General features: G+C 64.7%; 18 protein-coding genes. 11 read left to right on the forward strand and 7 right to left on the reverse strand.

What is annotated here, in order from left to right; translation table 11 throughout:
* The first annotated feature begins 161 nt into the window (after positions 1-161).
* Positions 162-1,076 (forward strand): EthD domain-containing protein, encoded by a 915-nt coding sequence (locus ABIC17_RS19175; RefSeq protein WP_354284638.1) that lies wholly within the window; start codon positions 162-164, stop codon positions 1,074-1,076.
* 46 nt (positions 1,077-1,122) lie between these two features.
* Here ABIC17_RS19175 and ABIC17_RS19180 read toward each other — a convergent pair whose 3' ends face one another.
* On the reverse strand, positions 1,123-1,938 hold the full coding sequence (locus ABIC17_RS19180) for a response regulator (protein ID WP_354284640.1): 816 nt from the start codon (positions 1,936-1,938) through the stop codon (positions 1,123-1,125).
* Positions 1,939-2,121: 183 nt separating this feature from the next.
* Between ABIC17_RS19180 and ABIC17_RS19185 the strand changes: the two genes are divergently transcribed.
* A complete protein-coding gene (locus ABIC17_RS19185; RefSeq protein ID WP_354284642.1) occupies positions 2,122-2,856 on the forward strand; it encodes a response regulator in 735 nt (244 codons plus the stop codon).
* Positions 2,853-4,238, forward strand: coding sequence for an ATP-binding protein (locus ABIC17_RS19190; RefSeq protein ID WP_354284644.1), 1,386 nt, complete (start codon positions 2,853-2,855; stop codon positions 4,236-4,238). Before ABIC17_RS19185 ends, ABIC17_RS19190 begins: the two co-directional genes overlap by 4 nt.
* Positions 4,239-4,329: 91 nt before the next feature.
* On the opposite strand, the gene ABIC17_RS19195 is transcribed toward ABIC17_RS19190, so the two are convergent.
* Positions 4,330-4,650, reverse strand: a complete 321-nt coding sequence (locus tag ABIC17_RS19195) for a hypothetical protein (RefSeq protein WP_354284646.1) — start codon at positions 4,648-4,650, stop codon at positions 4,330-4,332.
* A 249-nt stretch (positions 4,651-4,899) separates the two neighbouring features.
* On the opposite strand from ABIC17_RS19195, the gene bamA reads away from it, so the two are divergent.
* A complete protein-coding gene (gene bamA / locus ABIC17_RS19200; RefSeq protein WP_354284648.1) occupies positions 4,900-7,491 on the forward strand; it encodes an outer membrane protein assembly factor BamA in 2,592 nt (863 codons plus the stop codon).
* A 215-nt stretch (positions 7,492-7,706) separates the two neighbouring features.
* On the opposite strand, the gene ABIC17_RS19205 is transcribed toward bamA, so the two are convergent.
* Entirely contained in the window at positions 7,707-8,723 is a 1,017-nt protein-coding gene (locus ABIC17_RS19205) for a hypothetical protein (RefSeq protein ID WP_354284650.1), read from the reverse strand.
* Positions 8,724-9,298: 575 nt separating this feature from the next.
* Here ABIC17_RS19205 and ABIC17_RS19210 point away from each other — a divergent pair.
* The 6 genes from ABIC17_RS19210 to ABIC17_RS19235 all read left to right on the forward strand — a co-directional run bounded on the left by ABIC17_RS19210 (position 9,299) and on the right by ABIC17_RS19235 (position 17,649).
* Positions 9,299-10,126 (forward strand): alpha/beta fold hydrolase, encoded by an 828-nt coding sequence (locus tag ABIC17_RS19210; RefSeq protein WP_354284652.1) that lies wholly within the window; start codon positions 9,299-9,301, stop codon positions 10,124-10,126.
* Between the two features lie 153 nt (positions 10,127-10,279).
* Positions 10,280-10,894 carry a TetR/AcrR family transcriptional regulator gene (locus ABIC17_RS19215; protein ID WP_354284654.1) on the forward strand — a complete coding sequence of 205 codons (615 nt, stop codon included), beginning with the start codon at positions 10,280-10,282 and terminating at the stop codon, positions 10,892-10,894.
* A 330-nt stretch (positions 10,895-11,224) separates the two neighbouring features.
* Positions 11,225-11,644, forward strand: a complete 420-nt coding sequence (locus ABIC17_RS19220) for a hypothetical protein (protein WP_354284656.1) — start codon at positions 11,225-11,227, stop codon at positions 11,642-11,644.
* Positions 11,641-12,909 (forward strand): efflux RND transporter periplasmic adaptor subunit, encoded by a 1,269-nt coding sequence (locus tag ABIC17_RS19225; protein WP_354284658.1) that lies wholly within the window; start codon positions 11,641-11,643, stop codon positions 12,907-12,909. The genes ABIC17_RS19220 and ABIC17_RS19225 overlap by 4 nt, the downstream gene beginning before the upstream one ends.
* A 133-nt stretch (positions 12,910-13,042) precedes the next feature.
* Entirely contained in the window at positions 13,043-16,246 is a 3,204-nt protein-coding gene (locus ABIC17_RS19230; RefSeq protein ID WP_354284660.1) for an efflux RND transporter permease subunit, read from the forward strand.
* An 8-nt stretch (positions 16,247-16,254) separates the two neighbouring features.
* Positions 16,255-17,649 carry an efflux transporter outer membrane subunit gene (locus ABIC17_RS19235; RefSeq protein WP_354284662.1) on the forward strand — a complete coding sequence of 465 codons (1,395 nt, stop codon included), beginning with the start codon at positions 16,255-16,257 and terminating at the stop codon, positions 17,647-17,649.
* A 5-nt stretch (positions 17,650-17,654) separates the two neighbouring features.
* On the opposite strand, the gene ABIC17_RS19240 is transcribed toward ABIC17_RS19235, so the two are convergent.
* The 3 genes from ABIC17_RS19240 to ABIC17_RS19250 form a co-directional block, all read right to left on the reverse strand.
* Positions 17,655-19,088, reverse strand: a complete 1,434-nt coding sequence (locus ABIC17_RS19240) for a hypothetical protein (RefSeq protein ID WP_354284664.1) — start codon at positions 19,086-19,088, stop codon at positions 17,655-17,657.
* 219 nt (positions 19,089-19,307) lie between these two features.
* Positions 19,308-19,799 (reverse strand): GAF domain-containing protein, encoded by a 492-nt coding sequence (locus ABIC17_RS19245; RefSeq protein WP_354284853.1) that lies wholly within the window; start codon positions 19,797-19,799, stop codon positions 19,308-19,310.
* A gap of 154 nt (positions 19,800-19,953) precedes the next feature.
* Positions 19,954-20,319, reverse strand: a complete 366-nt coding sequence (locus tag ABIC17_RS19250) for a response regulator (RefSeq protein WP_354284666.1) — start codon at positions 20,317-20,319, stop codon at positions 19,954-19,956.
* A 273-nt stretch (positions 20,320-20,592) separates the two neighbouring features.
* On the opposite strand from ABIC17_RS19250, the gene ABIC17_RS19255 reads away from it, so the two are divergent.
* The gene (locus ABIC17_RS19255; protein ID WP_354284855.1) at positions 20,593-21,309 is read left to right on the forward strand and encodes a FadR/GntR family transcriptional regulator; all 717 of its coding nucleotides are present in this window, start codon (positions 20,593-20,595) and stop codon (positions 21,307-21,309) included.
* A gap of 36 nt (positions 21,310-21,345) precedes the next feature.
* Here ABIC17_RS19255 and ABIC17_RS19260 read toward each other — a convergent pair whose 3' ends face one another.
* Entirely contained in the window at positions 21,346-22,431 is a 1,086-nt protein-coding gene (locus ABIC17_RS19260) for an alpha/beta hydrolase (RefSeq protein ID WP_502958507.1), read from the reverse strand.
* Between the last annotated feature and the right edge of the window lie 71 nt (positions 22,432-22,502).

Here is a 22,502-nt window from a genome sequence, read left to right on the forward strand (position 1 = left end):
TAGGCCTCCTTCTTCCTCCCCTCCCTGAAAGGGAGGGGATCGAGGGGTGGGTCGGCCCGATCATCTGACGGACGGCCAGCCTCACACCGACCCACCCCCAGCCCCTCCCTTCCAGGGAGGGGAGCAAAATCCGAACTCTTGCAGATCAAAGGAGCATCCGAATGCCCAAGGTATCCACCGATCACGATTACGCCGCCCGCGATAAGAGCATCGGGATCAACACCTACACCACCGTGCTGCGCCGCCCGCGCGTGCCGCACGAGCTGTTCGCGACCTATTGGCGCGACGTCCACGGCCCGTTGTGCTCGCGCGTTCCGGGGCTTTGCTGGTACGTCCAGACCCATTTCGACCGCGCGCAGGACGCGCATCTGTGGCCATCCGTGGAAGGGATCACCCCCTTCCCCGATTACGAACTCGATGGCGGCGTGGAAATCGGTTTCGCCTCCGCCGAGGATCAAACGACGTTCAACGATGCCAGTTCGATCCTGTTCGCAGACGAGCAGAACATGTTCGCCGCGACGGTCGCTTATGCGCTTCCGAATGGATCGCGCACGCTCGTCGACCGCATTCCCGACCCGATCCCCAATGCGGGCGACGGGTTCGACCGGATCCACGTCCACCTCGGCGCAGCGACCGACGACCTCGACGCGTTCGGCACCTTCCTGACCGATTTCGCAGAGAAGCTCGCGGCGGAAACGGCGGTACTCAAGGTCCGGCTGCACCTGCCCGAGCGCTACGACAATGCGAAGCCCGCACCGCCCGCGCCCAACGTCGACCACCTTGTTCCCCCCGAACGCGCTGCGGTCGGCATCCTCGAACTCGCGTTCGAGACCCCGCTGACCCGCCGTGCGTTCCTAGAAAGCGATGCATTCGCGGCGATCGCGCAAGGGCAGCAGCAGCATGTCCGCCACGCCACTGCCTTCGCGGTCAGCGGGGTCTACACCTACGTCCGTGACAAGACGCTGACGCTCGCCGGACTGCGCGGCAGCCGCCCGGCGCAACTGATCGAACGGCTCGGCGCGAACAACCAGGCCGCCGACGACGTTCGCCAGCTGATCCTGACCGGCCAACTCTGAACGGGTCGCGGCCCTCCGACCCATTCGGGACGGAGGGCCGCGGCGATCAGGCGGCGCGCGCCTCGACCCGTGGCAGGAACAGATAGCCGCGGTTGCGCACCGTACGAATGATCTCGTCGCCGCCGTTGACCGCCAGCTTGCGGCGCAAACGGCTGACATGGACGTCGATCGTCCGGTCGTTGCAGCTGGGCACGTCGCGCCCGGTCAGATCCGCCAGGTCCTCGCGCGAATGGACGATCTGCGGATCGCGCAGGAAGATGGCGAGCATCCGATATTCGGTTTCGGTAACGGCGACGATCACGCCGTCGGGTGCGGTGAGCTTGCGGCGACGCGCATCGAAACTCCAGCCGGCGAACGCATAACAGTCGGTCGGTGCAGCGCCGGCGTTGCCGATCCCGGTCGTCGTCCCGCGCGCCGCAGTCGACGCACGGCGCCGCAGAACCGAGCGGATCCGCGCCATGATCTCGCGCGGGCTCGACGGTTTGAGGATATAGTCGTCGGCGCCCATCTCGAGCGCGACGATCCGGTCGATCTCGCTTGAGATCGCCGAGAACATGATGATCCCGGGGCCATCCTCGACATGCATCAGCGACCGCAGGATCGACAGCCCGTCCTCGCCCGGCATCATGATGTCGAGCACGATCAGGTCGCAGTCGCGCCGGTCCAACCGGTCGCGCAACGCCGCACCATTCGCCACCGCTTCGGCCCCGAAACCGTTGTCGACCAGGAATTCGGTCAGCAGCTCGCGGACGCCGGGATCGTCGTCGACGATTACGATCCTTGCGCCCGTGGCGGCGGGGATGGCAGCATTGGCGACGCCGGACGACATCGTGTCGCCGCTGGTATGGAATGTCATGGTCATGCGACTCCTGAAGGAAAGATGCTGCGGCGACGAACTGCACCCTGTCCTTGGCGTGCATTCTTTTCCGGCTTGTTTCCCGCGATGTCCGCGCCGTTACAAAAGTGTGGCCCGGCGGCATCACCCGATAGGGGCGATCCGCCGATCGGACATATGGCGGACACATCGCAATCGCATCGCACCGCGATGACCACGGCTTTCCAGACCGCCCCCTCCCCATCGCCGCGCGACGCGCCCACGCTGCTCGTCGTCGACGACGATCACGAGATTCGCACGCTGCTGACCGAAAGCCTCAGCCGCCACGGCTACCGCGTCGAAACCGCCTCGAACGCGCAGGAGATGGACGTCGTGCTCGCGCGGCACCCGGTGTCGCTGGTGCTGCTCGACATCATGATGCCGGGGGAGGACGGCATTTCCGCATGTCGCCGGATCGCGCTGCGCGGTGGGCCGCCGATCGTTTTCCTCAGTGCGCTGGGGGACGAACCCGACCGAATCCTCGGGCTCGAAATGGGGGCGAGCCATTATCTGACCAAACCGTGCAGCGCGCGCGAGATCCTCGCGACCGTCCGCGCCGCACTGCGCGCGCGCGACGAAATCGCCGCCGAACCGCGCTATTACTGCTTCCTCGACTGGCGAGTCGATTTCGCCGCGCGCGAGTTGCTCGACGGCAGCGGAATGCTGGTCGACCTGACCGACGGCGAATTCTCGGTCCTGCGCGCCTTCGTCAAGCGCCCGCGCCGCGTCCTGACGCGCGACATCTTGCTGGAGGACGCGCGCGGCCCGGACAGCGACGCCTATGACCGCGCGATCGACGTCCAGGTCAGCCGCCTGCGCCGCAAACTCCGCGCGCGCGACGACGAGATCATCCGCACGATCCGCAACGAAGGCTATTTCTTCGTGCCATCGGTGACGCGCGCATGACCGTCCGTGCCGCGGCAGACCCGCTTCCCTACCCCGCCACCACGCCTGCGAACGCCCAAAAGTCTTGGCCGCTGTTCCTGCGCATCTTCACGATGATGCTGGCGACCGTGCTGCTCGTGCAGATCCTCAATTTCGGCGCGTTCCTGCTGATGCCGCCGCCATCGCCGACGATCTTCACGACCAGCCGGATCGCCGCGGTTGCGCGGAGCGGGCGCGATGCCAGCGGGTTGTTGACGGTGCGCATCGCGGATGCGCCGACCATCGCCGTGTCCAACCCGCGCGACCTGGCACTGGCGCGCGCGATCGCGTTCGATCTGCGGTTGCCGATCGGATCGGTCGTCGTCCATTCGGGGCAACACAAGGGCCCGACGATCATCGGTGCCTTCCGCCCGCCGATTCCCGCCGGCATGGTCAGCCCCCGGCTGCGCCAGCGTCGCGCGATGGACGATGCGTTGTTCGGCGATTTCACGGTATCGGTTCGCCATCCCGATGGCGGCTGGCGCAGGATCGAGCCGGTCGAGCGCCTGCTCCGGCCGTGGCGGTTGCGCTTTATCCTGTGGTTCGTGCTCGCGGTTCTGGGGATCGCGCCGCTTGCGTGGTGGGTCTCGCGCCGGATCGCCAAGCCGATCGCCTTGTTTGCGGGCGCGGCCGACCGGCTCGGGCGCGATCCGCGCGCCGCACCGCTGACGCTGTCCGGCCCGCCCGAAATCACCGAGGCCGCCGCCGCGTTTAACCAGATGCAGGAACGGCTCAATCGCTATGTCGAGGATCGCACCACGCTGATCGCGGCGGTCGCGCACGATTTGCGAACGCCCCTGATGCGCCTGTCGCTGCGGCTCGAAAAGGCACCCGACGAGATCCGGCTTGCGGGCGAGGAGGACATTCGCGAAATGAGCGAGCGGATCGGCGCCGCAATGGCGTTCGTCCGCGAGATGACCCGACATGTCCGGCGGCAAAGGCTCGACCTGCGCTCGCTCGCCGAAAGCGTGACGACCGATGCGGCGGATGCCGGGGGCGACGTTACGCTGCTGCCCGGACCTGCGATCGGGATCGACGGGGACGCTCCGTCGCTCAAGGCATTGCTGACCAATCTGGTGAGCAATGCGGTGAACTATGCGGGGAATGCGCAAGTCTCGCTCAGCGCCGGCAAGGGCGTCGCGATCATCGAGGTCCGCGATACCGGCCCGGGCATGGCCCCCGCCGACCTCGCCCGCGCGTTCGAACCCTTCTTCCGGGCCGAACGATCGCGCAACCGCGACACCGGCGGCACCGGGCTCGGCCTTGCAAGCGTCCGTGCCGTCGCGCGCGCGCACGGCGGCGACGCGACGATCGAGAACCACCCGGACGGCGGATTGCTCGCGCGCGTGACGCTACCGGTGTGAGTCCGTTCCCCTGCGCGGGGCAGGGGAACCGGGGTGGATCAGGGGACGAAGCGCCACCAGTTGTGCGCCGCGAACAGGACGATCCGCAGCATCACTGGAACGTCGCCCCGCCCGCCAGCATCTTGGACGCGCTGATCCCCTGCTGTTCGAGGAACTGGTTGAGTCCGGTGACGAGCTCGAGCGCGGCGGTCGTGGTCAACGCGACGCGGCCGACGACCACGCGTTCCAGCGCGGGTTGCGGGCGGCTGTGGTCGCACCGCGCGCTCTCCAGCGTCAGGACGATCACGCCCTGCATATTGGCGATTCCGGAATAGCCGGTCGCGAAGATCTCGGGCGCGAACGGATTGTCGACATAGGGCGGCTCCTCGACCTTGGGTTCGGGGACGATCGGGCTCTTGATGGCAACGTACATGGCAGGCCTTTCAAACGCGCGCGCCGGATGGGGGAAACGGTGCGCAAGCCCGTTGGTGCGCCGCGCGAATGTCTGCCGCGTGTCCCGCGCTTGACCACGCCGACACAGTTGCCGCCGCGCGCCCGGCCAGGGTTGCGCCACGTGACGGGGTATGCCCGCACCGACGCATCGCGTGGCGCAGACGTCACAGGCGAAAATCCGCCGGACACATGCGCGCCCTAGCTCGCGAAGCTGGTTGGAGATGCAGTGATGATATTGGTGTTGGGCGTAGGCCCGATCGTTTTCGCGTCCGCCGTCGCATCGGGTACGGCGCCCCCCCAGACTGTTGCCGCCCCGATTGCCGCCCCCGCTACGACCCCTGCCGCGTCCCATACGATCCGGTCGATCCGCGTCGACGGCGTGCAGCGGGTCGAGCCCGAGACCGTGCTGTCCTATACCAAGCTGCGGACGGGCCAGTCCTTCACCAACGAGACGCTCGACCAGGCGATCAAGGATCTCTACGCGAGCGACCTGTTCGCCGACGTATCGATCGCGGGCGCGGAAACCGGCGACATCGTGCTGCGGATCCGCGAGAACCCGGTGATCAACCGCATCATCTTCGAGGGCAACAAGCGGCTCAAGGAAGACAAGATCCGCAAGGAGGTCAAGCTCGCCCCGCGCCAGATCTTCACGCGCGCCGCGGTCCGCCAGGACATCGCGCGGATTATCGAGCTGTACCGCCGCCAAGGCCGCTTCGCCGCGTCGGTCGACCCCAAGATGGTCAACCTCGACCAGAACCGCGTCGACGTCATCTTCGAGGTCAGCGAAGGCCCCAAATCCAAGGTCCGCCAGATCAACATCCTCGGCAACGACCATTTCTCGGACGGCAAGCTGCGCGAACAAATGGCCACCAAGGAAGCGCGGCTCAAGACGATGCTGAGCTCCAACACCAGCTACGACCAGGACCGCATGGCCTATGACCAGCAAAAGCTCCGCCAATTCTACCTGACCGAGGGCTATGCCGACTTCAAGGTCACCTCCGCCGTCGCCGAACTGACCCCCGACAAGCGCGATTTCATCATCACCTATGTCGTCGAGGAGGGAAAACGCTACAAATTCGGCGACGTGACGGTCGACAGCGACATCCGCGATTTCGACAACACAAAACTCGCAGCCAGCCTCGGGATCACCAAGGGCAGCTGGTACAACGCCAAACAGGTCGAGACCGCGGTCGACTCGCTGAGCGAGGCGGCGGGCGCGTTCGGCTACGCCTTCGTTGACGTCAGCCCCGATTTCCAGCGCGACAAGGACACGCTGACGATGGGGATCAATTTCCACGTCGCCGAGGCCAAACGCAGCTATGTCGAGCGGATCGACGTCAACGGCAACACCCAGACCAACAACAAGGTCGTCCGCCGCGAGATCCGGCTGGCCGAAGGCGATGCGTTCAGCAGCTTCCAGGTCAAGCGATCGCAGGACCGGATCAACTCGCTCGGCTATTTCCAGGACAAGTTCGAGATCAAGCAGACGCAGGGCTCCGCCCCCGACCGCGTCGTGCTGACCGCCGACGTGCAGGAGAAATCGACCGGCGAACTGTCGCTGTCGGCGGGCTATTCCAGCCTCGAGAAATTCATCATCCAGGCGTCGATCAAGCAGCGCAATTTCCGCGGCATGGGGCAGGAACTGCGGGCCAGCGTGAGCTACTCGACCTATTCCAAGTCGGTCGAGCTGGGGTTCACCGAACCCTATCTGTTCGACAGCAACGTCGCGCTCGGCGGCGACATCTTCCGCCGCGATTACCGATCGTACAACACGGTCGGCGACACCAACACGACGACCTACAAACAGGTCTCGACCGGGTTCCAGATCCGCGCGGCGGTCCCGCTCAGCGAATATTGGAGCGGCGCGGCGCGCTACGGGCTCAGCTACGACCAGGTCTCGCTCGACCAGGCGACCTATTACACCAACGGCAGTTGCGACGTCGCGCTCGCGGGATCGTATCTGTGCGACGCGATCGGCAACCGCTGGACCTCGTCGGTCGGCTATTCGCTGATCCGCGATTCGCTCAACAGCCGGCTCAACCCGACCCGGGGGTCGCGCCTGTCGATCAGCCAGGATTTCGCAGGCCTAGGCGGCGACACACATTATCTCCGCTCGACCATCATCGCGTCCAAATTCTGGGGGCTGGGATCGGGTTTCGTGCTCAACGCGCAGGCCGAGGGCGGGCATATCCAGGGGATCGGGCAGGACGTGCGGCTGACCGATCGCTTCTTCCTCGGCGATCCGCAGATCCGCGGGTTCGACATCCGCGGCGTCGGCCCGCGCGTGACGCGCGCGTATTACGACACGTCGACCGTCCCCGCGACGCTGACCGCGACGAGCAACAACACGACCGAGGCGCTCGGCGGCAACACCTATTATCGCGGGCGGCTCGAACTCCAAGTGCCGCTCGGCGCAGGCGCGCGCGAACTCGGGCTGCGGCCGTCGATCTACGCCGATATCGGCGCGGTGTTCGGCGGCAAGACGCCAACGCTCGCGGACAGCTGCGCCGCCGCGATCATCGCCGGGGTCGCCTGCACCGGGGCGACGCGGCAATATACCGACAGCAATGGCGCGCCGCTGTATCTCGATTCATCGGGCGCGAGCACGACGACCAACACGGGCACGCCTTACACCTATGCGCTGAGCGCCTACCGCGAGACCTATTCGGGCAACAGCCCCAAGCCACGTGTGTCGATTGGCGTGGGGGTCAACTGGAACTCGCCGTTCGGCCCCTTGCGGATCGATCTGGCAAAGGCGCTGATCAAGCAGAAGGGGGATGACACCAAGCTGGTGACGTTCAACGTGGGGGGGCAGTTCTGAGGGGGGTTGGGGTGCGGGGGGGCGTTTGTGGCGTGGGAGCGTTCGCCTCCGTCCGATTATTCGTGAAAGAACCACGAGAAGTTGTTGAAGATAGAACGTCGGCTTTCGATGCGAATGGCAATAGCTACCGTGCGCGGGACCGTAGCCTTATTCAAAAACGAATAGTGAATTGGGAACCGTCGAAGCTTCCCAAACCAGTCGTTGTCGTAGAACCGTCAGCGTTTCAGTCCGAAAGCCGCTTTGAGAAAAACCCCGAAAACAACGTCGTCCTTTTCAGTCGTGTATCCAATCTTGATACCGGGCAGCACGGGAGATTTGGATTCGAGAGGTAGCAGATAGATTGGGAGTTCAAGTCCGACGTCGCCATCAAGAGAGTCGACAGTTGCCTTCGGGGAGATGGCCAGGTCAGCGAAGCTCCAACCCAGCCCGAAAGTGCGGCGCAACTCAAACGACAAGAGTAGACCTTCATCCTCGGTCGGAGGTCCAGGCGGACTTTTGACGCAATCGTCCTTTGCCTGGACGACCTGCGACTTGCAGACAATCTCCTCGTCCTGCGCCTCAAAGCCATGCTGATATTCCATACCGACGCTGACCATGGAACGCGCATCAGCGGGATATATTGAAGCGAAGACCGCAACAGAGTATTGAAATTTGTCGCTGGACAACTTTGTTAAGCTACCATTTTCACGATAGTCAAAGCGATTAAACCCAAACGTTGCCTCTCCGCCGAACTGCAAGCCTATAGCTGGCTTCGGTCCATTGGCCTCGTCCCGGCTGGACGTGCGGAATTGGGATACTCCCATGGTCACCGTGGGACCTACTGACAACTTGTTGAGTGTCTGCGGATTGACGAGATCGTCTTTACCGCCAATCGGTGAGGTTGCCGAGGCGCTGAAACTGGTTTGACGGAAAAAGGACGTAAGCCCATCAGCCCCCCCTGCTTTTAGCGAAGGTCGAAGCTGACGGGCGATCGACACAGACAGCGCGGGCTTGTCGTTGTTAACCTCCAGCGCCAGTCCAAGTCCCTTATCTGAAGCATCCTGGCGTCCGGCAGGGGCCGGTATCGGTTCCACAGGCCCCGCCTGCTTACGTTCGGTCATTGTGGGGAGCACCGGTGTAGCTGCCACCTGTGAGGTTGCGAGTGTAGCCAAAAACGCGACAATCATGTCGTGAACTCCGCCACGGTTGTCGCCGAACTCTTGTTTCTTGGAACGGCGAGGGTGAGCGGCCATCCATTCCCAGGCACAATCAGTTGGGCACCGCCGTCGATCTGTACCTTGAACGTGGAACCGCTACCTCGGACGTCCAACGCCAATCTGTGCCGACCAGGCTGAAGAATCAGCGACCCTTTAAAATCGCGATTGAAGTCAATCATTGGACGATGATCGATGAATACGAACCACGCCTGAACGTCTTCATCCGGTTCTACGGTAACGGTGTGTGCCATTTGATATACCCCCGCTACTTTCCCAGTATATCATTTATCGATATTTAGCAACTTCAAGCATATTTTATGTATTAATACTGTAGTGTACCTTGGATCAGCCCTAACTCGCACATTTCGACTAGTAACGTTCTCAATTTAAGTCCGTGACTTGTTAGTACCCCCCCCAAAAAAAGCAAAGTCGCGCCAAACGCTACCGCTTAACTTGCACCCCCCCCAAATACGCCCCACCCACATTGCCTACACGCAACGCACCCGTCACAATGATCCGCCAAATGATGGCCCAGCCATACCACCGCCCGCCACCGGGTAGTGGCAACGGCCCGTACCGCGTCCCGCCCTTTCGCTGACCGGAGCACCGCCATGCCCACCATCACCACCACCGACGGAACCGAGATCTTCTACAAGGACTGGGGCCCGCGCGATGCGGCGGTCGTCATGTTCCACCACGGCTGGCCGCTCAGTTCGGACGACTGGGACGCGCAGATGATGTTCTTCCTAGACCACGGCTACCGCGTGATCGCGCACGACCGCCGCGGGCACGGTCGCTCGAGCCAGGCCGCGACCGGGCATGACATGGACGGCTATGTCGCCGACGTGGTCGCGCTGACCGACTCGCTCGATCTGCAAAACGCAGTCCACATCGGCCATTCGACCGGCGGCGGCGAAGTCGCCCGCTATGTCGCGCAGGCCAAGCCCGGCCGCGTCGCCAAGGCGATCCTCATCAGCGCGGTCGCGCCGATCATGGTGCAGACCGACGCCAACCCCGACGGCATCCCGCTCGCGGTGTTCGACGGGCTCCGCGTCCAGACCGCGACCAACCGCGCGCAATTCTTCTACGACTTCACGATGCCCTTCTTCGGCTACAATCGCGAAGGCGCGGAGATCAAGGAAGCGGTCCGGCTCAACTGGTGGCGTCAGGGGATGATGGGCAGCATTCTGGCACATACCCAGGGGATCAAGGCGTTTTCCGAAACCGACTTCACCGCGGATCTGGAGGCGATCACGGTGCCGACGCTGGTGATGCACGGCGAGGACGACCAGGTCGTGCCGATCGCGACCACCGGCAAGCTGTCGGCGGAGATCGTGGCGGGCGCGGTACTCAAATCCTATCCGGGCTATCCGCACGGCATGCCGACGACCAACGCGGACCAGATCAACGCGAATCTGCTGGCCTTCATCCTGGGCTGACACATGGTGCATCGTTCGCGCGTGTAACGGTGTCGAACACGCTCCGTTCATGCGTAAAACGGTGCCGAGACCGCCCCGTTTCTGCTGGAAACGGGGCGTTTCCGCGGCGTACCCGCTGGACGTTGTGGCGCTAATGCCTATATACCGCTCGGTATGAATAGCGTGTGTTCCATCTCGGCCCCGAAAGGCAGGCCCCGCGAGTTCGACATCGACGATGCGCTCGGCAAGGCGTTGCTCGTGTTCTGGCGCAACGGCTACGAAGCCGCGTCTATGACCGAGCTGACCGCGGCGATGGGGATCACCAAGCCCAGCCTGTATGCCGCGTTCGGCAACAAGGAAGCGTTGTTCAACAAGGCGTTGGACCTCTACGAGCGCGAGAAACTGGCGTATATGACCTCGGCGCTCGATGCGCCGACAGCGCGCGGCGTGGCCGAACGGCTGCTCAACGGTGCGCTCGAAATGCAGTCGAGCACGTGCGATCCCAAGGGGTGTCTCGGCGTGATCAGCACCGCCACCTGTGGCGCGGAAGCCGAGTCGATCAAGGCCGCCGTCGTCAAGCGCCGCGCCTCGTCCGAGGCCGCGCTGATCCTGCGGTTCGAGCAGGCACAGGCGGCGGGCGAGTTTCCCGAGGGCATGACCCCGGCGGCACTGACCCGCTATCTCTTTGCGATTCTTCAGGGATTGATGCTCCAGGCGGGCTCCGGCGCGACCTGTGCGGAGCTGACCGAACTGGTCGCGACGAGCATGGCGGTCTGGCCGACCAAATAGCATTCTCTCCACCGTTGCGATAATTATTCGGAACGGTATAGAATGCAGTTGACGCACCGGCTTACCCCTTTATATACCGACTGGTATTGAAGCCGGGTCCTAGCGTGGATGCGGTGCCGGCAAAGGGGTTTCCGCCCATGATCCACCAAACCAGCTGATCCGGCTCGCGCAATCGCGAGTCCGTTATCTTTCAAAGTCTTAACCGTCCGACGGCACGTGATACCACGTTGCCGGGCGGTCATCCGCGCCTTGCGCCGTGTGCAACGTTGACGATCTTTCGTCCGCGAAGGCCGGCGTGTGTCCTGCAAAGACCCAACAGGGGGAATTTCCATGGCCTATTACGACATCAACCACCCGTTCGCCGCACCCGTCGCCACCCGCACCCAGACTGCATCGGCAGCCGCCTGCGCCGCGCCGACTACCAGCCCGGCCTCGGGTTTCTCCGCACTCGAATGGAGCGTCATCGCGATCGCCCAACGCGATACGCTGCGCAGCCTCGGCACCCCCGGCCGCATGTCGCGCGCGCTCGGCACCGTGTTCGGACTCGGCACGGCCTCGCGGCTCGCCGATCCCAAGCTCGAGGCGCTGCGCCGCGCCGCGGTCTACGCTCGCCACCGCGGCTATGCGATGCCCGTCACTGAGATCAGCAATTTCCACGAAAACGGCTTCTCCGAAGCGCAGATGGAGACGCTCGTCACCAGCGTCACCGGGATGCGCGTCGGGCAAAGCAGCCGGAGAGCCTCCGCATGAACATGATCGCCCCCATCGATACGGCCGCCGCCAATGAAGCCACGGCCCCGCCCCCGTCAAAGCGCTGGACGCGGTGGCAAAAGCGCGGTGCCATCGTGATCCCGGTGGCGATCGCCGGGGTCGTCGGCGTCAAGCTGTTCGATCATTCGGACGCGGTCGCCGCAGCCCCGCCCCCGGCCGCGGTCACCATAGCCACCCCGCTGGTTCGCCAGGTCAGCGAGTGGGACGATTATGTCGGCCGCTTCGCCCCGAGCCGCTCGGTCGAGGTGCGCCCCCGCGTTGCGGGTGAAGTGACGGGCGTCCATTTCCACGACGGCGATATCGTACGCCCGGGGCAGTTGCTGTTCACGATCGACGCGCGCCCCTTCGCTGCTGCGCTCGCCGAAGCACGCGCCAACGAAGCGAGCGCACAAAGCGCGCTAACGCTCGCGCGCACCGATCTCGGTCGTGCGACGCGGCTGATCGACGACGAAGCGGTCTCCGCGGGCGAAGTCGATGCGCTCCGCGGCAAATTGCAAGCGGCACAGGCGGGGCTCGCCGCCGCGCAGGCACGCGTCCGCGCCCGCGCGCTCGACGTGTCGTTCACGCAGATCCGCGCCCCGATCGGCGGACGCATCTCGGATCGTAAGGTCGATGCAGGCAATCAGGTCGCGGGCGGCGAAGGCACCGGCGGCACGGTGCTCACCACGATCAACGCGCTCGACCCAATCTACTTCACCTTCGATGGCTCCGAGGCGCTGTACCTCAAGACCCAGCGCGCGCGTCAGCCGGGGGCCACCGCGCCCGCGGTCGAGATTCAGTTGCAGGACGAGACCGCGCATCGCTGGAAGGGCAAGCTCGACTTCACCGACAACGGCCTCGACACACATTCGGGCACGATCCGCGGGCGTGCGGTGCTGCCCAATCCGGGGCTGTTCCTGACGCCGGGGATGTTCGGCAACATGCGGCTCGCCAGCGCCGGAACCAAGCCTGCTTTGCTCGTCCCCGACGATGCGGTGCAGACCGATCAGGCGCGAAAGGTGCTGCTGACCGTCGGGCCCGACAATGTCGTGACCGCGAAGCCGGTCGTCGTCGGCGCGGTGGTCGACGGGATGCGCGTGATCCGCTGGGGCGTCGGCCCCAAGGACCGGATCATCATCAAGGGCACGCAAATGGCCATGCCGGGGGCCAAGGTCGCGCCGACGCTCGGCAAGATCGCGGTGTCGGCGGATGCATCCACGCCGATGGCGCAGCCGATCGCGGGCGAAGCGACGCTGACCAAATAGCCGCCTTCTTCCCCGGCGAAGGCCGGGGCCCAGTCGGGACGCACTCTCGGCTCCATTCACTGCCGTTCCACTCCTGAACCCCGGCCTCCGTCCGGGAAGGAGGGAGTGTGCCCGCGGAATAGGAACTCGCATCATGCGCTTCTCGCGCTTCTTCATCACCCGGCCGATCTTCGCCGGGGTCATCGCGGTGGTCATCACCATCGTCGGGCTGATCGCGTATCTGGGGCTCCCCGTGTCGCAATATCCCGACATCGTGCCCCCCACCGTCACCGTCAGCGCGACCTATCCGGGTGCCTCCGCCGAGACGGTCGCCGAAACCGTTGCCGCGCCGATCGAGCAGGAAATCAACGGCGTCGACAATATGCTGTACCAGTCGTCGCAATCGACCGGCGACGGCAAGGTGACGATCACCGTCACTTTCAAGATCGGCACCAACCTCGATGCCGCACAGGTGCTGGTGCAGAACCGCGTCGCGGTCGCCGTCCCGCGCCTGCCCGAGGACGTGCAACGGCTGGGCGTCGTCACGCGCAAGACGAGCCCCGACTTCCTGATGGTGGTCAACCTCGTCTCGCCCGACGATTCGCTCGATCGCGGCTACATCTCCAATTATGCGCTGACGCAGGTGCGCGATCGCCTCAGCCGCATCGACGGCGTGGGTGACGTGCAGCTGTTCGGCGCGCGCGACTATTCGATGCGTGTGTGGATCGACCCCGGTCGCGCCGCCGCACTTGACCTGACCGCTGGCGAAATCGTTGCGGCCTTGCGCGCCCAGAACGTCCAGGTCGCCGCCGGCACGCTCGGCCAGCCGCCTTATGCTACCGGCAACGCCTTCCAGCTCAACGTCGAGACGCAAGGCCGCCTGACCGACCCCAAGCAGTTCGCCGACGTGGTGATCCGGACCGACACGGATGGTCGCCAGGTCAAGGTCTCCGACGTCGCCCGCGTCGAGCTCGGCGCGCAGGATTATGGCGCGAACACCTATCTCAGCGGCAAACCGACCGTCATCGCCGCGGTCTTCCAGCGCCCCGGCTCCAACGCGCTCGCCGCCGCGCAAGCGGTGTCCGCCGAGATGGAGGCGATGTCCAAGAAGTTCCCCAAGGGCCTCGCGTACAAGGTCATCTACAATCCAACCGAGTTCATCGCCCAGTCGATCGACGCGGTGAAGCATACGCTGATCGAGGCGATGGTGCTGGTCGTGCTCGTCATCCTCGTCTTCCTGCAGAAATGGCGCGCGGCGATCATCCCGATCGTGGCGATCCCGGTCTCGCTGATCGGGACGTTCGCCGTGCTCGCGGCGGTGGGCTATTCGCTCAACAATCTGTCGCTGTTCGGTCTGGTGCTCGCGATTGGGATCGTCGTCGATGACGCGATCGTCGTGGTCGAGAATGTCGAGCGAAATCTGGAACATGGACTGTCCCCGCTCGAGGCGGCGCGCAAGTCTATGGACGAAGTTTCGGGAGCTCTGGTCGCAATCGTGCTGGTGTTGTGCGCGGTGTTCATTCCGACCGTGTTCCTGACCGGGCTGTCGGGTGCGTTTTACCGCCAGTTCGCGGTAACGATCTCGACCGCGACGATCATCTCGCTGCTGCTCTCGCTGACCTTGTCGCCAGCACTCGCGGCGATGCTGCTCAAGCCGCACACCGATGCGCATTCGAGCGGTCGCCTGACCCGGCTCGTCCGGCGCGCGGGCGACGGCTTCAACCGCGGGTTCGAGCGGATGAGCACGGCCTATGGTCGCCTCACCTTCCGGCTCGTCAGCGCACCGCGCAAGATGATGCTCGTCTACGGCGGCCTGATCGCGCTCACCGCCTTCGTCTTCACGGTGACGCCCGCAGGGTTCGTCCCCGCACAGGACCAGGGCTATTTCCTGACCGTGATCCAGCTGCCGCCGGGCTCCTCGGTCGAACGCACCGATGCGGTGATGCAGAAGGTCGCCAAGCGCATCCTCCCGCTCGCCGGGGTCAAGGGCGCGGTGATGCTCGCGGGCTTCGATGGCCCGTCGCAGACGCTCGCGCCGAACAGCGCCGCCGCCTACATCCCGCTCAAAAGCTTCGAGGAGCGCAAGAAACTCGGCGTCACCTTCGCCGGGATCATGGCCGAAGCGCAAAAGGCGACCGCCGACATCAACGAGGCGCGGTTGCTGATCGTCCCGCCACCGCTGATCCAGGGGATCGGCTCGGCGGGTGGCTATCGGCTGATGGTGCAGGACCAGCAGGGGCATGGCTATCAGGAAATGGGCAAGACCGCTTATGATTTGATCGGCAAGGCCAACCAGACCAAGGGCCTCGCACAAGTCTATACCTTCTTCGACACCGCCACCCCGCGCATCTTCGCGGATGTCGATCGCACCAAGGCGAACATGCTGGGCGTGCCCCCGGAGCGCGTGTTCGAGGCGTTGCAGGTCTATCTCGGCTCGGCGTTCGTCAACGACTTCAACCTGCTCGGGCGCACCTACCGCGTCACCGCGCAGGCCGACTCGCCGTTCCGCAACACCACCGCGGATATCGCCAACCTCAAGACGCGCTCGAACACCGGGCAAATGGTCCCTATCGGGTCGGTCTCGACCTTCCGCGACAAGACCGGGCCGTATCGTGTCGTGCGCTACAATCTGTTTCCCGCGGTCGAGGTGGATGGCGACACCGCCAAGGGTTCGTCCTCCGGCCAGTCGCTAGTTGCGATGGAGAAGCTCGCCGATACTGCCTTGCCGACCGGCTATGCGCATGAATGGACCGGCATCGCCTATCAGCAGAAGTCTGCGGGAAGCACGGCTGCGCTCGTCTTCGGCATGGCGGTGGTGTTCGTCTTCCTCGTGCTCGCCGCGCAATATGAGAGTCTGACGCTGCCGCTCGCGATCATCCTGATCGTGCCGATGTGTCTGCTCGCGGCGATGACCGGGGTGAACCTGCGCGGCATGGACAATAACGTCCTGACGCAGATCGGCCTCGTCGTGCTGATCGCATTGGCCGCCAAGAACGCGATCCTCGTGGTCGAGTTCGCCAAGCAGGCCGAGGAAGAGGATGGTCTCACGCCGATCGAGGCCGCGGTGCGCGCCGCGACCGACCGTCTGCGCCCGATCCTGATGACGAGCTTCGCGTTCATCCTCGGCGCGGTGCCGCTGGTGATCGCCGAGGGGGCTGGCGCGGAATTGCGCCAGGCGCTCGGCACCGCGGTGTTCTTCGGGATGATCGGCGTGACCGGCTTCGGCTTGCTCTTCACTCCCACCTTCTACGTCGTCGCGCGCGCGCTGGCGCAGCGGTTCGAACGCCGTCGCCCAATGCCAGCACCCGTCGCGCCATATGGCCCGGTAGCGCCGCACGCGCTCCAGCCAGCCGAATAGGACCGCTCATGAAAACCCCGCTGCTCACCAGCCTCTCCGCGCTCGCACTGTCCGCCTGCGCCGCTGGCCCCAATTACGTCGCCCCCCCGGCCCCACCGTCTGCCGCCGCGCCGTTCGTCTCGACCAGCGCCGCGACGGTGACGGCCCCCGCCGACCAGAACTGGTGGCAGATGTACCGTGACCCGGTCCTCGACGGTCTCGTCGCGGATGCACTCGCGGCGAACACCGACCTGCGCGTCGCGGTCGCGCGGCTCGACAGCGCGCGCGCATCGCTGCGGGGCGCCAAGACCGACCGCGAACCGCAAATCAACGCGGGCGCGAGCGGCAATTACGCGCGCACTTCGCAATTGCAGAACCTCCCCGGTTTCGACCGCGAGCGCGCCACCTATGATATCGGGCTCGACGTCAGCTACGAAGTCGACCTGTCGGGGCGCGTTCGTCGCAATGTCGAAGCCGCGCGCGGTGATGTCGGCGCGGCGCAGGCGGATGCCGATGCGGTCCGCGTCTCGATCGTTGCGGCGACGACGCGCGCCTATGTCGACGCCGCCTCTTCGGCGGAGCGACTTGGCGTCGCCCGCCGCATCGTCGACCTGCTCGACAAGTCCACCACCCTGACGGGCAAGCGCGTCGACGCGGGCCGCGCGTCGCGGCTCGATGCGGTGCGGATCGCCGCTTTGCGCAGTCAGCGCGCGGCGCTTATTCCGCAGATCGAGGCGGAGCGGCAAGCCGCGCTGTTCCGCCTTGCCACGCTCACCGGTCGCACCCCGCAGGACCTGCCCGCCGCCGCCGGCGCGCGCACCACTACCCCGCGGATCGACCAGCCGATCCCGGTCGGCGACGGTGCGGCGCTGCTCGCGCGCCGCCCCGACGTCCGCGCCGCCGAACGCCGCCTCGCCGCCGCCACCGCGCGGATCGGGGTGCAGACGTCGCAGCTTTACCCGCAAATCTCGCTCGGCGGATCGATCGGCTCGACCGCGCTGACGGTGGGCGACATCTTCACCGGCGGCCCGGTGCGCTGGCTGGTCGGTCCGTTGCTCAACTGGACGCTCAACCAGTCCGCCGCGCGTGCACGGATCGCGGGCGCGCAGGCGGACACGCGCGGCGCGCTCGCCAGCTTCGACGGCAGCGTGCTGACCGCGCTTGAGGAAACCGAAACCGCGCTCTCCAATTACGCGCGCGAACTCGATCGCCGCACGCACTTGCAGGCCGCGCGCGACAGTGCGGAGACGGCGGCGCGGATCACGCGCGCCCGGCAACGCGAGGGGACTATCGATTTCCTTGAGGTGCTCGACGCCGAACGGACTTTTGCCGACAGCGAGGCCGACCTTGCCACCGCGGATGCGCGTATTGCCGATGCACAGGTTGACGTCTTCCGTGCGCTTGGGGGCGGCTGGCAAGCGTAGCAAGATCAACGATCGGTTGGTCTTTGCGCGCCTGCGACAGGCTTGCTTCGGTGTCGCGAGGAGGGGCTCCTTGCCGGAAGGCCGGATCGGCTTTGCGCGGAGGCGACGGGTATGGCGGTCATTACGGCAAAGACGAAAGCGATCAGCAGGCCGAAATCGACAGACGTGGTGCTGCCTGCAAACGGCAACATGCTCACTAGGAGCGTGCGTTTGGCACCGCCAACCAAAAGCCGATCCGCAAAGTCGATTTGGCCAACTGGCTGGAGCACCGCGTTCGAGACGAATACCGCCAGCAATACGCTGCCAATGACGCCCGTCCCGCTTGCCAATGCCACGAACCAGCTCGACGCCCGTGTGGAGCCCACACCGAGTCCCAAACCCCCTGTGGCTTTCAACCCATCCAGGCTGACGGTATTCCAGTACAGCCGTTCCTCAAAAGAACTCGTCGATGTCTTGTGCACGACGGCTGCGTCAAAAACTTCCGCGATGTTCGCCCCGATGTTCGGCAGCACGGTCAAGACGAGCCCCGCAGCCACCGCCAGACTGGTCAGGGCACCGAGATTTGCGCGAAGTCGGCCGGCCGCAGCGCCACCCTGGCCACGAACGAGCAGGACGATCGTGTCGAACACCACGACGGCCAGCAACACGACCAGACCAGCCAGCGCACCCGAGGAGGTCGACAATGCCGCCATCAGCAGACACGACCAGCCGACGGGTGCGCCAAGCCAGCGCCAACCGCGACTGAGCCCCTCCCCCGGGCGCATCAACGTGATCAGCGATCCGAACGACAGGGCGACATAGCCGAAGCCGGACGCTTCGGGGTGCAGCCCCACGACGCGCCGCGTGCCACCCAATTCGGCGTGGGTCAGCAAGGTGTAACTCGCGGTACGCAACGGATCGAGCAGAGCACTGCCAAACGTCGCCATATCGGCGATCCCGGTAATGACCACCGCCACACCGCCGATGACCAGGCCCTTACGACACATCTGGCGGCCGTGTCCGTTTGACATCAGGACAAACATGGCCAGTGTCATCACACAGGAGTTCGTCAGGTAAAGGCCTTGGGTAATGTTACCGATGCTCGGGGCAAGCGGCGTTAGTTGCTGGATGTTCAACCCCATCGTTGGTGCACCGGCGAAGACCCATGGCGCCATTACAGTGAGCAGCAAGGCATAGACCAGGAACGCCATCAGCACGCCAAGGTGGCGCCAGTTCAACGCCGCGTCGACGATGGCGGCAGCATCCGCCTGCAAGACCACCCGGACGATCACGATCGACGACAAGATCGTAACCGGAAGCAGAGTAACACCGCCAACCATCTCGAGCGGCACCACGGCCAGGGTTCCAAAACTAATACTGATGAACAGCCCGTAGACAACCAGACGCAATGGTAACCATATGGCTACAACCGCGAATAGCCAGAACAATGCCAGGATCATCGAGCGCCACCCGTCGCCGCCACCTCAAGTCAGCATAGACGACGAATATCTTGCTGAACATGGCAAGTTGGCAAGGCAGTTAATCGACCGGAATATGTCTATTTGCCCGAGAGCTTTCAAATTTATCAACCGTGCGAATCGGTGCGGCCAGCCGCATATCAGGTCGCGCAATGCGGCGACTCAAACGACATTAGTCGCCCGCTCAGAACACTCTCGTCACTATCCGCTGATCAAACGTTCGGCTTCACGAGCGAGACGACCGAGCGCCGTCAGATCGGGCGCTTCTTCCCGGGGAACCGTGTCGATGACGCATAACGCCCCGAGCGCATATCCCGCGCGATTGACCAGTGGGATGCCCGCATAGAAGCGGACGAACGGCGCATGTGTGACCGTCGAGATCTGCGCGTACCGTTCGTCCGCCCGGGCGTCGAGGATCACGAGCGGTTCGCCAGGGCGGAGGATGACCCTGCTGCAAATCGACGCGGAACGGGGCGTTTCGGTAATGTCTAAGCCGTGCCCCGCCGCGATCCACTGACGGTTGCGATCGATGATCGAGACGGATGCGATCGGAGTCCGTGCAACGGCAGCGGCCTGATTGACGATCCGCTTGAGTTCCACCTCGCGTTCGGTCGTCGTTTGCCGGGCGGCATCGACTGCGATCTGGCGCCGTTGTTCCAGAACTGCCTCGTCCGCGGTCGCCCAATGCTGCATCACTTCTCGCTTCCGTACATCGGTTCCGATCCCTTACCCCTGCCGTCGCAATCCTTATCGAACTCTTTACATCGTGGCGTTTGTGGGGCGACGCCGCCCCGAGTTTCCAGGAGATACGGGCGACGACCGTCAAAGACGTCATTCTCCCGTCATTTCAGGCAGTAATTGCGTCGACCTGTTCGATGAACGCCGCCATTCGGATCGTTTTCGTGACGAAAACGTCCGCTCCCGCCGACCGGCACGACTCCTCGTCCTGGCGACTGCTGAGAACAGTGACCGCCATTACCGGGATGTGCTTCGTGAGCGGGCTCGCCTTGAGCTGGCGGATGATGTCGCGCCCGTCGACATAGGGCAGCCGGATGTCAGTGATGATCGCATCGGGCTGGCTGGCGACGGCTTCGAGATACGCCATCCGTTCGTCGGCCACCAATACGGATTTGTGCCCGGCATTTTCCAGCCACGCGGCGAATAATTTGCGATGAAGCATGTTATCTTCGATCACCAAGACCGTCTTCGTCATACTCACCTTTTATGTCGCATTCTCCCCTACCGGATAGGGAAGAAGGGCACCCATGTCCAAGATTTGGTAATAACCCATTAGTCACAAAGTTCCCGTGGGATACCGGACGCGCGATCCCGTGTTGGCTACCCCGGCCGAGCGGGCGATCGGCCGGCCCCCATCGCCCGGATAGTTCCGGTTTCCGTCGCACCGCGCGCCTGCTAAGCACTTGCTGTGGATAACGCGAAGCTTCTTCCGGCAGCCAGTGAGCGCGACGCCGCGCCGGATACCGAATTGCCCGCGCGGCAACCCCGCGGCAAGGGACGCCGGTTGCGCGGCGCCATCGCGCACAAGCTCGGTGTGGCGATTCTTTCAGGGGAATTCGCGCCGGGGCAGACCTTGTCGAGCGAGGTCGTCTTCGCCGAATCGCTCGACGTGTCACGCAGTGCCTACCGCGAGGGGATCCAGGTGCTGATCGCCAAGGGGCTGGTGGAAAGCCGCCCCAAAGCCGGCACGCGCGTATTGCCCCGCGAACGCTGGAACCTGCTCGACCCCGATGTGCTTGCCTGGGCGTTTGCGGGCGAACCCGACCCGCAACTGGTGCGCAGCCTGTTCGAGCTGCGGGCGATCATCGAACCTGCCGCGGCGGGGCTGGCCGCGACGAATCGGGATCGCACCGACCTGAAACAGATGAAGGAAGCGCTCGCGGCGATGCGCCGCCATTCGCTCGCGACCGATCTCGGCCGCGCAGCGGACCGACAGTTTCACGACGCGATCCTGCGCGCGACGCGCAACGACGCGCTGGGCGTACTGAGCGCATCGATCGGCGCGGCCGTCAGCTGGACAACGCAGTTCAAGCAACGGTTGCGGGCATTGCCGCGCAACCCGATTCCGGATCACGTGCTGGTCTATGACGCGATCGTGGCGTCCGACGCCGCGGGCGCCAGCGCGGCGATGCGGCGACTGGTCGACCTCGCGCTGGAGGATACGCAAAGCGCGATGGCCAGCTGACCGCGCTGTGTCAGCACCACTGTGCCGCCGGTTCGGTCAGCGTACGGCCCTGGTCACGAGGTTCTTGCCGAAGAACGGAATTACATAATCCTGGAACCGCACGGCGACATCGCTGACGTGCGTCCCGGGATAGATTTCAAAGCTGTTCACGATCCCGTAGCGGTCCATTGCGGCATGAAGCTTGACGGCATCATCCTTCAAACCGTCCTGATCCCCGACATCCATCGCGATCGCACGATATTGCCGCAGATTGCCGATGTATTGGTCGACGAAGGCTAGCGGTGCGTTCGCGGCCCAGCGCGCCAGCACATCGGGTTGCACGACACCGTTCTTCGTCGGCAGATCAAAATAGAAGGGCGGGTTCTTCGGGTTGGGCGACCAGGCAGCGGCGGTGGCGAACTGCGCGCGTCCGCCGAATGGCAGCGCAGCCGCAGCCTCCCGCGTCTGCACCGCTTCGAGTGCGGCACCGGCCTTTGCATCAAATTGTCCCGCATCGCGTGCAGACAGGCAGCACGGGCTCATCATATAGATGGCGCCGAACATATCGGGGTGACGCATCCCGATCCGGGTCGTGCCATACCCACCCATCGAATGCCCCGCCAGGCCCCGGCTGCGCCGGTCTGCCATCGTCCGATATTTCGAGTCGATCGCGCGAATCAGGTCGCGCGCGATGAACGTCTCGAAATCCCCCGTGGTCGACGCGCTGGAATACATTGATCCGTTATGGACGGTCTTGGAATCGGGGATGACCACGATCATTTCCGGGGCACCCTTGGCGAATGCGCCCTCGATCGTCTGCGGCACGTGGATCTCGCCGATCCACTGCTCCGCCCCGATCGAATAGCCGTGCAGGGCGTAGAGCACGGGATAGCGTCGCGTCGGACTGGTGGCGTAGCTCGGCGGCAGCACGACGATGACATCGCGATCCGCGGCATTGCCCTCGAGATTACCGACGATGGTCGGCGCATGGACCTTGATTCGCTCCATCGTGACCGGGCGGGCCCCTGCGACGGGCGGGGGAACGTGGGTGGGTACCTGCGCGGCACCGGGCGCGGCAACAGCCGTCAGCAGCACGAGCGCACAGGCGGCTCCGATCGTACGTCCACGCCAAAGCTGCGCCACTTTTCGACGATCGTTCCGCATAACCATCCCCTCCGCGCGCTTTGCGCCCCCTGCCGCAGCGTTCGCGCGGC

This window comes from Sphingomonas sp. PvP056 (assembly GCF_040549155.1).
GTDB lineage: Bacteria > Pseudomonadota > Alphaproteobacteria > Sphingomonadales > Sphingomonadaceae > Sphingomonas.